Below are 12074 nucleotides of genomic sequence, written 5' to 3'. Positions count from 1 at the left end.
ACAGTCGGTAAATAAGTTTACATTATTTATTCTAAATCCCAATATATAAAATCATATTAGATGAAATATTATAAAAGCCTTAGTTGATAAAGTTGATAAAAAACTTAGTTTATAACATAGCTTATTTTTAAACTGGCATTGATTTAAAAATAAATCCTATTAGAATCAAATAGCCAGATATAAAAAACATCGGTGTATATTAAATGATGTTTATTTACATCACTCTATGCCAGTTAACTTTGGTACTTAACTAACTTTGATACTCAACTGTGGTACTTAATTATCGTGAGTTAATAGCGACTGCTTGTACTTACTGATACTTGATTACAAATGACAGAAAAAAAACAATATATCATTTGCCCTATGTATGATTTAAAATCACTAAATCACACAATAAATATTGAGATAGATGCATGTTTAAGATAGCGCAAAAAATACGCTGTATCGTTATCTTAAAGTAATTTATCCGTAACTCATTGTTACAAAAAGCATGAGTTAGCGTCAAAATGTAAAATAAAATAGAGTTTAGTAATCATATTTTTAAATAAAATGGTTATTAAGTTAACAGCATAAATGGATATAAAGCGAAAATTAAAGTGATATATATACCAAGCTATAAACAAAAAATACCACGATTCAATTAATCTAACACGCTATCATTCATAAATAAGCCTATCTATTTTAATAGATTTGACTAAACCATAATATACACGTTATATGCCCATAATGATAAGCACCTAAATACACTAATACTACCTTCCATCTTAAACTTGAGTTTTTATCCACGAGGACAATGAGTTGCAAAATCTAATGTTCAGTCATACGATAATTATTATTATCATTACTGTTATTGTAAGCCTGCTTGCTTGGCAAAATAAAAATTTATTTGACCGCCTCATATTTTATCCACCAGCAATAAAACAAGGGCAATGGGATCGTTTTCTCACCCATGGTTTTATCCATGCTGACAGTATGCATTTGCTATTTAATATGTTTACTCTATACTTCTTTGGTAAGGCGATTGAAAGTTTATATAGTAATTTTCTTGGTGGATATGGGTTTGTTGCTATGTATTTACTTGCCATTATTGTGGCTATCATTCCAAGTTATCTTAAAAACCAAAACAACCCACGCTATTTAAGCTTAGGAGCATCAGGTGGCGTATCTGCGGTATTATTTGCTTACATATTAATTGCACCATGGAGCACTTTATATTTATTTGCCGTACTACCTATCCCTGCCATTATTTTTGCCATTGCTTATGTTGGTTACAGTATTTATGCTGATAAAAAAGGTAACTCAAACATCAACCATTTAGCACATTTATGGGGTGGTGCTTTTGGAGTCATTGCCACCATTGCACTTGAACCCAGCATTATTCCACATTTTATTAATGCCTTATTACATCCGAGTTTTTAGAACCTGTATTCATAATCCAAAATCAGGAGAATTTTAAACTAAAATTGCGTAATACAAGGCAAATTTGGGGGCAAATAGTCACTCTATTTAACCCAAAATTTAACGCCGTAGTACGTCTATTTTAGGCAAAAAGCTACCATTATGAGTTGTGAATACAGGTTCTTAATACCTGATAGATTTTTAGCAAACCACCATATTCAAGCAGACATTACCCAAAAAATAAGCCAGCACCTTATCGATGCTGGCTTATTTTATTACTGTCTATATAAGCTATAAATGCCGCTTATAACTAATTTTTTTTACTATTAGTCATCAATCTTAGCTTGGATATAATTCTCCATACCCATATCACGTACCAAATCTTGTTGCGTATCTAGCCAGTCGATGTATTCTTCATTACCATCCTTAAGATCCAATAGCAGCTTACGAGACACATAGTCTTCCTTGCTTTCACACAAAGCAATGCTATCTTTGATAATATCGAACTTCTGCTCTTCTAAACGCACATCACATTCAATAATTTCTGCTACATCTTCACCAATAAATAGCTTGCCATAGTCTTGGAGATTTGGCAGACCTTCTAACAGCAAAATGCGCTCTATCAGGGCATCTGACCATTTCATCTCTTGGATAGACTGCTTATAAAAATGCTCATTAAGCTCATCAATACCCCAGTTTTTGGCAATACGAGCATGTAAGAAATACTGGTTAATCGCCATCAGTGATTGTCCCAATACTTTATTTAATGCTCTGATAACTTCTTTATCACCTTGCATAGAATACCTCTTATATTTATAAAATTGAAAATCATTACTCACTGGTCGTTATCTGATTGTTATCTAACCAATCACCTTCAATCACTATACTGTGATTTTAGTTAGGGGATACTTCACCCATTTGGCTTTGTAGATAATTTGGTAGACCAATCATTTCAATTAGACCAAGCTGCTGCTCAAGCCAATGTGCATGATCTTCTTCTGTATCTTCTAGCTGTGCTACCAGCATGTCACGAGTCACATAATCATGCTCTTTTTCACACAAGGTAATGCCTTCTTTTAGATGTTTTTGCACTTGGTATTCAAGATCCAAATCTGCTTGTAGCATCTCAGGAACATTCTTACCGACCGTGATGTCATTGACTGTCATGTCAGGCGTACCACCTAACATCATGATACGGCGAATCAAGGCTTGTGCATGCAACGTTTCATCTTCCATCTCATGATGGATGCGATCATATAACTTGCCATAATGCCATTCTGCATACATTTCAGAATGAATAAAATACTGATCACGAGCAGCCAGCTCACCACCTAATAAAAAGTTTAAATATTCGATAACTTGTTTACTACCTTTCATACGACTACCCTCATTAACATGAATTTATGGATTCAATTAGTACTGTTATTAAGCAGCCTCTATCCTTATTCTCTTTACTACTCTTTGACAGTTAAAACTACTGTTAAAGTTTTTAAAGAATATATTTAATAGAGTGCGTTAACAGCCAGTCCTAAGTTTCAATGAGGTCATGCTAACACAAGCAATACAATAAACCAGTTGTTTTTTGAACTGGGAATGAGGTCACAATTGAGAATGAGTCTGTTTAAGATTCAGTATCAGTGTATGTAGTACCAATAACTAATCCAAAACTAACTTAAAAGGAGTATTCTAAATGGATTGATTAAGTGAGTCATTACAAATAGATAGATAATATGAAACGTATAAAAGGTAAGCATAGATTGCACAACTAAGTTACATAAAAACTGCATAAAAACCACATAAAAATAGGTAGCAATTATAAAAATAATTGCTACCTATGATTTTTATTATTAAGAATTAACATTCCATGTGAAATGTAAATAGCTGCTATTTATTCTTTTATTATTTTTATCTATTTAGTTATTTGATGCAGCTAAATCCGACAGTTGGTGTTATTGTTTGGAATTATTACAATGGCACTGGCTTCTTCTGATACAAAAAAACAGTTATAAATCAGTTATACTGCATAGGCTAAAGATGCTGCCGAAGCAAGAGTACTGTCTTGATTAGCATCTAAGTAGTCATTCACCATAGGTTCACAACAACCACAACAAGTAGCCACATCCAATGCGGTTTTTAGACCTTCTAAGGTATCAATACCAGCAGCTATGGCAGTTTTGATTTGTTTTTCTTTCACTTCATTACAAATACACACGTACATCATTATACTCCTGGTTATATGTCTGGCGATTGCTTAATGTGCTCAATCCTAATGAATTAGGATGAAACAACATGACTTATAACTAATTATTTCTTCTAAGTTAGAAATAATAGTGGTTATCCCTATATATCGTACCCTACTATAATAACGATAATTATTACTATTTACAATAAGTTTATAAACTTAATGCAAATTAATAACATACAACACAGTAAAATCTCGCCACACCTATCTGCCCACGAGTTAAGTTATGAATAGATAAATGGACATACGACAGTACAGTACAGTACAGTATAGATACAAAATACACAATTTATACGGATAAAACTCATCCAAATAAACCTTTTTAAATGCTACTTTAGATGTGCTCACTTACTTATGGTATGCATTATTTATTTACCTTTTATGAAACTCATGTAACTAATAAATGAAACACCATAAAGTCTAATCAATCTTTAAAGCTAATATACAACCCAAAGGAGTATCTTATGTTTAGATGGGCTATTATTTTTGCAGTGATTGCATTGGTCGCCAGTCTGCTAGGTTTTGGTGGTGTAGCAGGACTCAGTGCTGATTTTGCTTATATATTTTTAATCGTGGCAGTCATATTATTTGTTGCTAGCTTTTTCTTACGTAAAATTTAAAAATAAGCATGTGCACCAGATATTGTGATGTCTCTATTATTGAGATTATTTAGCCATGACATGTATCACGATATGGGATTTGAGTAGATAAAACCATAGTTTGAGTTTGTTTATACCGATATACTAAGTTAGAAGGAAGGCATCAAAGGATGCCTTCCTTTTTATTTGTGTTAAGTCAGTTTTGTGTTGTTATAATAGCTGCATTCAGCACTTGATAAAGCGACTAGATAACAGGAATTTATGATGATTTATGATGTGATTGGTGATGTGCATGGACATGCAGATAAGTTAATTGGACTGCTTAAAAAGCTTGGTTATACACTAAAAACAAACCACAGCAATAATCAAACTTATTATGCGCCGCCAGATGGGCATCGAGCCATATTTATCGGCGATTTAATTGATCGTGGTACAAGCGAGGTGGCAACACTGCAAATTGTATTTGCCATGCTCGATGCAGGAGTGGCAGATGCCGTCATGGGTAATCATGAATACAATGCTTTGGCTTATGCCACTGTCAATAACTGTGCAACAGAGACAAAAACCTATTTACGTGTCCATAACCAAACCCATACTCGGCAGCATGAAGCTTTTCTAGCAGAGATTCCTTTTGGCTCAGAAGCACATCAATACTGGCTGAATCGTTTTTATGAGCTACCCTTATGGATAGAAACGGAACATGCTTGCTTTGTTCATGCTTGTTGGCACGTCGATAAAATGGCGCAACTTGAGTCTCTATTAACAGCAGATCATTGTCTCACCCCCAAAGCATTACAGCTAACCTCACAAAAAGGCACACCAGAATACGATGCTTTAGAGCGCATATTAAAGGGCGTAGAAATGCCCCTGCCTGATGGAGTATCTTTTACTGATAAAGATGGTGCAGTACGCCGTAATATGCGGGTACAATGGTGGCTAGATAACTTACAGGGTAAACGTATCATTGATATCGCACGTGCACCGACACAGGATTTGGCACAAATTCCTGCGGATATTATTGCCAGTGATATTGATTTTATGCTGAAAACAGATAAGCCAGTATTTGTTGGACATTACTGGTTGACAGGTACACCCATGCCACTTAGCCCACAAGTCGTTTGTACCGATTACTCAGCAGCAGGTAAAGGATTTTTGACGGCTTATCAGTTTGATACCACCAATCCCCTACCTTTAACCGCCGCTAATTTTGTGCAATATCGCCCAACAGATCAGTCATAAAACAGCAAGTGGATTTTTGCTGTTATAATAAAGTGACTATATAGAAAATAAGCAGATACTAAGAAACAATTACTAGGAATAATCATGTCAAATATGTCACAACCTGCCCCCATTACTTCTCCAGAAGGTCCTGCCAAAGTTGGTATTATTATGGGCTCACAATCTGACTGGGCAACCATGTCTTTAGCAGCACAATTGTTGGCAGATTTTGGGGTCAGCTTTGTGTGTGAAGTAGTGTCCGCTCATCGTACACCTGATAAACTATTTGATTTTGCCAAATCAGCCAAAGATCAAGGGTTACAAATCATCATTGCTGGGGCAGGTGGGGCGGCACATTTACCAGGTATGTGTGCCAGTCAAACAGAACTACCTGTATTGGGCGTACCTGTTAAATCATCGACATTAAGTGGTTGGGATAGTTTGTTATCTATTGTACAAATGCCTAAAGGTGTGGCGGTAGGTACTTTAGCGATTGGAACAGCGGGTGCTTATAATGCAGCATTACTTGCCATTCAAATATTGGCTTTACATGATCAGAAGCTTGCAAACCAACTCAATGAGTTTCGCCAAAGACAAACCCAAAGTATACTTGCCAATCCCATACCTGGTACAGCCAATTAGAATCCGTTAAACAGCCACAGCCGATAATAAACAATAATTATCAGCTGTTTTCAATATATACAGGACACAATACACAGGATTTTTTATCTAGCTACAGTGGATACCGTTAGCTAGCTAGATACTTATTATTCGCTAATTTAAACAAATCCCAATCAGAGCATCTTTACCATGCCAATGATATGGAATGATATAAGATCGCTTATTTTTTGGTAAATAATTAGTACCTGGTATGCCTTCTACAATAACAGGTGGTGATATAATAAAATCTGGCCCAAATTCAGTGCGCGCATTTCCTGAGACTGTATTAGCAACCTCACCAACCAAGTCTTTAAGGTTATTAATTGAAATATCAGGCTCACCCATGACCTTTAACATCTCACGCAACATAATACTAGGCGCACTTACATAGACACATCCAGTAAATGGGCCTGAAATACTGATAATACCACTAAAATCATAACCCAAAGGCTGAGCATTTTCATTCAAGTAGGGCGTGCTAATACCTTTTAGCTCACTACCTATTTGTGAATAAAAGGCCATCACTGATTCAATAAACACGTTAAGTTTTTCTGCTTTCATAATTTTTAATAATCTCGCTCTACAGAATAATAAAGATACAAACAAAAAAGCACCGAATAATAGACATACTATGTAATGTCTTTTTAGGAACTAAACTGATATAAAGTTATGATCTGTACAAAATGATGCTTTTAAGCCAACTGTATTTTTTGCTAACTTAGCTAGGGTTTCATACATTCATCATAATATAATATAAAGCTTTTTTAATTTATGCTGCTATATTGCACTATGATGCTTATCAGATGGCGAACCGATACTATGGTACATTTGTTATGCATTCTAAACCGATTGCATTATGATTTCTTAATAATTTTTATTAATTTTGTTATTAATCTTGCAAGCAGATAACGATTTCTCCTATTTGCTGCTGCCAAGAAATGGGGATAATAAAGGATTGCCCTTTTTTTGGCAAAATAATACTTTGCGGCGCACCTTTAAATACAATGGGTACTGATATATGAAACTCAGGCCCAAACTCCGAGCGGGCATTTCCCGAAACTGTATTCGCAACTTCTCCCACAAGATCAACGTAGTTATCTTCACTAAGGTCTGTCTCACCGATCTCATGCATAATTTGTTCAAGCAGTTGTTGTGTCGCCGTGAAATAGACTGCGCCTTTATTCACTCCAGAGATACCAATCACCCCTGTATAATCTAGTACTCGAGGCTGCTTATTTTCTAGTAAATAAGGAGTATCTAATATCAACTCCTCTTCCCCAAATTGGGTGAAATAATTTTTGATAACATCAATAAAAATTTGCAATCGTTTCTCTTTCATAACCAAATCTCATTCTTAATCACTTATAAGCTCGTTTAATGCCTCAATCAAATCATCCTCAGAGAAAGGCTTGCATAAAAACCCATTCGCTCCCAGCGATAAGGCTTGTATACCCGTTGCTTTGTCAGAAAGAGCAGATACGACTAAGATACGTACGTCTTCATCTATTGCAACAATTTTTTCGATACATTCAAGACCATCCATTTGTGGCATGGTCAAGTCCATAGTAATCACATCAGGACGATGAATCTTAAATCTTTCTATTGCATCTTTACCAGTTGATGCTGTTGCCACTAACATAAATGTATCAGAATCATAAGCTCGTTGGATACGATTTCGAATAATATTAGAGTCATCAACTATCATAAGTTTACGCATAAATAATCAACCTACATTTTTTCAACGATATATTCTATTAAATGAAAATTTATGATTCTATTGGTAAAGTGATCACAAACTTAGTCATCTCTCCTAACTGGCTTTTTATATTCAGCTGACCTTTGCTCTCTTGGATACGATCCTTAACAATATCAAGACCTACACCACGCCCGCCATCTTCATCTGCTTGAGATTTAGTCGTAAAACCAGATGAAAATAACACACCTAATAACTGCTTCTGATTTAGTTTGTATGCAGTTTCAGCATCATATTTTCCAGCATCAATGAGCTTTTGACGAATTTTTTCATAATCGATACCAGCACCATCATCTTCTATAATAACAAAAAGACATTTATCCGTACGGTTCACATTTAAACATATTTTACCCGTTTCATCTTTACCTACTGCTTGTCTTACTTCGGGTACTTCAATACCATGTACAATGGCATTACGTAACAACTGAATGATCACTTCCTTAGCAGTGGATACGGCATTGCTAGATACATTTAATAAATCTAAATCTGATATTTCTAGCTGAATTTTCTTATTTTGACGCTGAGCTATTTGCTGTGCAAAATCTTGATAATATTCGACCAAGTCATGCTCTTTAGATGAGTTTGAAGCTAACAAACTATTACTGTCTATAATATTTATTAGACCATCATTCTCTGTCTCTATTGTATCCTGAGTATGCTCAGTAATAATAACTTTTGGTTCATTCACTGGCGTAGTGATGACCGAAGTTTCTGCTGCTGCGTTTTCTTGCTGTTGTATGTTAGCTGTTGTAACAGCTTCTTTTGTTGGTGCGACTGTCTTACTTAGTTTTGTTGGTTCACTTATTTTTGTTGGTTCACTTCGTTTTGTTGGCTCATTTTCTTGTAGTGAAGTAAATACCTGAGGTGCGGCTTGATTAATACGCTCACCAAGTCGCTCAATCGTATTAGATAGGTTTAATAGCTCTTCTAAATCGACTGCCAATGGCAAAAAGTCATTTCCTGATAATTTTGCTTGATTTTGTAATGCCTGCAATTTATCTTCAGCAGCATTCGCAATCTTGGTAAAACTATGCAGTTTTAATGCTGAGGACTCACCTTTCAGACTATGCATTTCCCTAAAAATAAGTTTTAATTTATTTTCTAACTCAAACTGTGAACTGCCTGGATTTTTAAGCACATTATTGATTTTTTCAATATGCTGTTTTGTGTTCTTGATAAAGTCTTGAATTACCACAGGATTTACATTTAAGATGGTGGTCAACATCTCAATTTGCATATCATTTTGTGCACGCTCTTGTTCAAGCTTTTGCTCTAGTCGTACTGCATCTGAAACGTCAGTCACGTTCACCAAAATACGGGCAATATTTTTATTTTCATAAACCCGTGAAAACTTAAAGTCCAAATATCTATTTTCTTGACCAGATTCACTCTCGGTATGCAGCATCACTTTATGCAATGGATTTAGGTCATTAACCAATTTTTCTTTTACCCGTGGGTTATACAACTGCTCAATAAATTGCCGCGTTGTATCTAGATCTTTATCAGAAATACGTCCACGTAATACATGGGTTAGGTTCTCTCCTGCCAAGCGATCAGAACCGATAATTGATTCTAATGCTTGTGAATGCTGCTGACCAATCTGCAAATTTTTGTCTAATAAGAAAAGACCTGTACTCACCGTCTGCATGATCTCTTGTGTTTCACGACGTGCTTCTAATGTTTCTGCATCCGATTCACGCAAACGACGTACAAAGAAGAAAATGAAAATCAAAAAGTAAGCAAAAATACTGGCAACACCCAAGATCTGAATCAAACGAATATTTCTAGCTTGATTTGCGGCAACAGTAAAGATATTCGCCGTCAATTCCTCAAGAGAACTATTCATTGCCAAACTTGAGGTCTTCGCTTGCTCTCCCACCAAAGCCAAGCGAACAGAAGTATCTTGACGCACATCATCAGCAATTTCTAAATAATCTTTTACTCTAGGACGTAACATGCTCCATTCTTTTTCTGTATTATTTAATGCTTGTAGAGTTGTAGGATCGGTAATAGAAGGAAGTTGAACTGTCTCACCTTTTGTGTCTACATACGCTGAACCTGTTTTTAAGGCGACAAGTAACGTATCAATTTCTTCAGAGTTTTCTTCTAGACGCTGTAATACAGTCTGAATGTGAGGAGAGTTAATATCTTCTCCATAACTATTTTGCAAATCAAAGATGTCTTTAATAACCGCCTGAGCATTATTAGCTATCTGATTTGAAGTATCAATAGCAGCCGTATTCTCTTCTAATAAACTTGATGTATAGAAAGTATAGACAAGCAACGCACTAATCAATGCCAAAAATAAGGTGATCGATATAACCAATCCACGATAACGACCCGAGATATTTACATTACTTAAGTTCATAATATGTTTACTCTATTTTAAGATTATCTATTCTCTATTAATTGAGATGGTTAACAACTTAACTTCTAACCTCGACTCCAAATGATGCGACTGCTGATGTACAGTAGTATTTTTGCGTATCATATCATAAGTATCATCTTTTTTAATTTTATCTAAATCATTATTTCCACATTGTAAGTTGTCAGTCATTTAGCAACATCCTGTAGGGAGCATGTAACTACTGCTAACATAATCACCTATCTGTTGCACCGCAACTTATACAGGTGTGGAGCATGGATAACAACGTTATAAACAAGTACAGTAAATAACCACATGGGATCTAAGGATTTTAAACGTAAAATATACGCCAATAAAAATTTAAATTAATCATTGTGTCCCTATTTTTATAGCTGTCTTATAACCGTCTCTGTTGTTCTGTATTTTTTCTTAAATTTGGTTATTTAGCTTAATCTTTAATCCTTTATATTTTGTGTATTTTTCAAATATATTTATAAAACCACCATCATTATAATAATATATATATTTTTAAAATTGGTCATTTTATTAAGTAAAAATACCAGTATTCATAAATAAAAAAATTTAATATCTAAACCAAATTATTTTATACATGAATTTTCTAATGGCAGCAAACTAAAATAAACTAAGTTTTGGAATATCAATCCACTACACACCTTAGTTTATACACATTAAGGTAATTAAAGCAAATGCAATTACTATCACCTTCATATCACTTTAACTAAGTGATGCACAAATTATAGTAAAACAACACCACATTATAATCAATCATTATTGCCATTTAATTATTATTAACTTATTAAACATTTGTGCACAAATGTGCACTAAATACACCACAATGGTATCATTGAAAAGTTAAAAACAAAAACTTAACTAATTGGTCAGAAAATATATAAGGTGTATATAACTTAAGGTTAATATTTTCAGCAAGATTAGACAAGCGTAATTAAGAATCGCTATGCTATAATGACCGCCACTATTTATAAAAATGATATGAATGATGACTATGAACAACAATTCTTTAATCCAATCTGCCGAAGCCATTGAAAAAATGCGGGTGGCAGGTAAACTTGCCAGTGATGTTTTGGTGATGCTTGATGAACATGTTAAAGCGGGTGTGACCACTGAGGCCCTAAACCAAATTGCTCATGATTATATTGTCAATGTGCAACAAGCTGTACCTGCACCGCTCAATTATCATGGTTTTCCTAAGTCTATTTGTACTTCAGTCAATCATGTGGTGTGTCATGGCATTCCTGATGATAACAAAATTCTCAAAGATGGTGACATCATCAATATTGATGTGACTGTTATCAAAGATGGTTATTATGGTGATACATCAAAGATGTGGATCATCGGTGAAGGCTCTATCATGGCAAAGCGTATCTGTGATGTGGCACAAAAGGCATTGTATGCTGGTATGAGTGTGGTCAAAGATGGCGCATATCTCGGTGACATTGGTGCTGCCATTCAAGCAGTGGTTGAGCCTGAGCGTTTTAGTATTGTACGTGAGTTTTGTGGTCATGGTATCAGTAACTCGTTTCACCATGAACCACAAATATTGCACTATGGTAGAAAAGGTACGGGTATGCAACTAAAAACAGGTATGACGTTTACCATTGAGCCAATGATCAACCAAGGCACTTGGAAAACCAAAATCATGCCCGATCAATGGACAGCGATTACCAAAGACCGTAAACTATCAGCACAGTGGGAGCATACCATGGTGGTGACGGATAATGGTTGTGAGGTATTTACCACCCGACCAGAAGAAGATTTAAGCTTTTTAAAAAGTTAAGCTAACTTAAAAGATCGCTACGG

12 protein-coding genes are annotated in these 12074 nt (G+C 35.1%); 5 read left to right on the top strand and 7 right to left on the bottom strand.

Going from position 1 to position 12074, the window contains the following annotated elements:
• Window positions 1–810 precede the first annotated feature (810 nt).
• Window positions 811–1419, top strand: a complete 609-nt coding sequence (locus FHK89_RS14480) for a rhomboid family intramembrane serine protease (protein WP_230661745.1) — start codon at window positions 811–813, stop codon at window positions 1417–1419.
• A 305-nt stretch (window positions 1420–1724) separates the two neighbouring features.
• Here FHK89_RS14480 and bfr (FHK89_RS14475) read toward each other — a convergent pair whose 3' ends face one another.
• From bfr (FHK89_RS14475) to FHK89_RS14465, 3 genes are all read right to left on the bottom strand, one after another.
• Entirely contained in the window at window positions 1725–2195 is a 471-nt protein-coding gene (gene bfr / locus FHK89_RS14475; RefSeq protein WP_230661708.1) for a bacterioferritin, read from the bottom strand.
• 97 nt (window positions 2196–2292) lie between these two features.
• The gene (gene bfr / locus FHK89_RS14470) at window positions 2293–2775 is read right to left on the bottom strand and encodes a bacterioferritin (RefSeq protein WP_230661706.1); all 483 of its coding nucleotides are present in this window, start codon (window positions 2773–2775) and stop codon (window positions 2293–2295) included.
• A 637-nt stretch (window positions 2776–3412) separates the two neighbouring features.
• Complete coding sequence (locus tag FHK89_RS14465; RefSeq protein ID WP_230661743.1) at window positions 3413–3616, bottom strand: (2Fe-2S)-binding protein; 204 nt, start codon at window positions 3614–3616, stop codon at window positions 3413–3415.
• Between the two features lie 488 nt (window positions 3617–4104).
• Between FHK89_RS14465 and FHK89_RS14460 the strand changes: the two genes are divergently transcribed.
• From FHK89_RS14460 to purE, 3 genes are all read left to right on the top strand, one after another.
• The gene (locus FHK89_RS14460) at window positions 4105–4260 is read left to right on the top strand and encodes a DUF1328 domain-containing protein (RefSeq protein WP_230661704.1); all 156 of its coding nucleotides are present in this window, start codon (window positions 4105–4107) and stop codon (window positions 4258–4260) included.
• 243 nt (window positions 4261–4503) lie between these two features.
• Window positions 4504–5478: a metallophosphoesterase gene (locus FHK89_RS14455; RefSeq protein ID WP_230661741.1), complete on the top strand. Its 975-nt coding sequence runs from the start codon at window positions 4504–4506 to the stop codon at window positions 5476–5478.
• Between the two features lie 84 nt (window positions 5479–5562).
• Window positions 5563–6099: a 5-(carboxyamino)imidazole ribonucleotide mutase gene (gene purE / locus FHK89_RS14450; protein WP_230661702.1), complete on the top strand. Its 537-nt coding sequence runs from the start codon at window positions 5563–5565 to the stop codon at window positions 6097–6099.
• 132 nt (window positions 6100–6231) lie between these two features.
• On the opposite strand, the gene FHK89_RS14445 is transcribed toward purE, so the two are convergent.
• The 4 genes from FHK89_RS14445 to FHK89_RS14430 form a co-directional block, all read right to left on the bottom strand.
• Window positions 6232–6678, bottom strand: a complete 447-nt coding sequence (locus tag FHK89_RS14445; RefSeq protein ID WP_230661700.1) for a chemotaxis protein CheX — start codon at window positions 6676–6678, stop codon at window positions 6232–6234.
• 328 nt (window positions 6679–7006) lie between these two features.
• Complete coding sequence (locus tag FHK89_RS14440; protein WP_230661698.1) at window positions 7007–7456, bottom strand: chemotaxis protein CheX; 450 nt, start codon at window positions 7454–7456, stop codon at window positions 7007–7009.
• Between the two features lie 15 nt (window positions 7457–7471).
• Entirely contained in the window at window positions 7472–7834 is a 363-nt protein-coding gene (locus FHK89_RS14435) for a response regulator (RefSeq protein WP_230661696.1), read from the bottom strand.
• 49 nt (window positions 7835–7883) lie between these two features.
• Window positions 7884–10238 carry an ATP-binding protein gene (locus tag FHK89_RS14430; protein WP_230661694.1) on the bottom strand — a complete coding sequence of 785 codons (2355 nt, stop codon included), beginning with the start codon at window positions 10236–10238 and terminating at the stop codon, window positions 7884–7886.
• Window positions 10239–11259: 1021 nt separating this feature from the next.
• Here FHK89_RS14430 and map point away from each other — a divergent pair.
• The gene (gene map / locus FHK89_RS14425) at window positions 11260–12051 is read left to right on the top strand and encodes a type I methionyl aminopeptidase (RefSeq protein WP_230661693.1); all 792 of its coding nucleotides are present in this window, start codon (window positions 11260–11262) and stop codon (window positions 12049–12051) included.
• The last annotated feature ends 23 nt before the right edge of the window (window positions 12052–12074 follow it).

The sequence above is a fragment of the Psychrobacter sp. I-STPA10 genome (genome assembly GCF_021012795.1).
Lineage (GTDB): Bacteria > Pseudomonadota > Gammaproteobacteria > Pseudomonadales > Moraxellaceae > Psychrobacter.
Note: the sequence above shows the minus strand (reverse complement) of the source record. Positions and strands in the feature narration are given on the sequence as shown.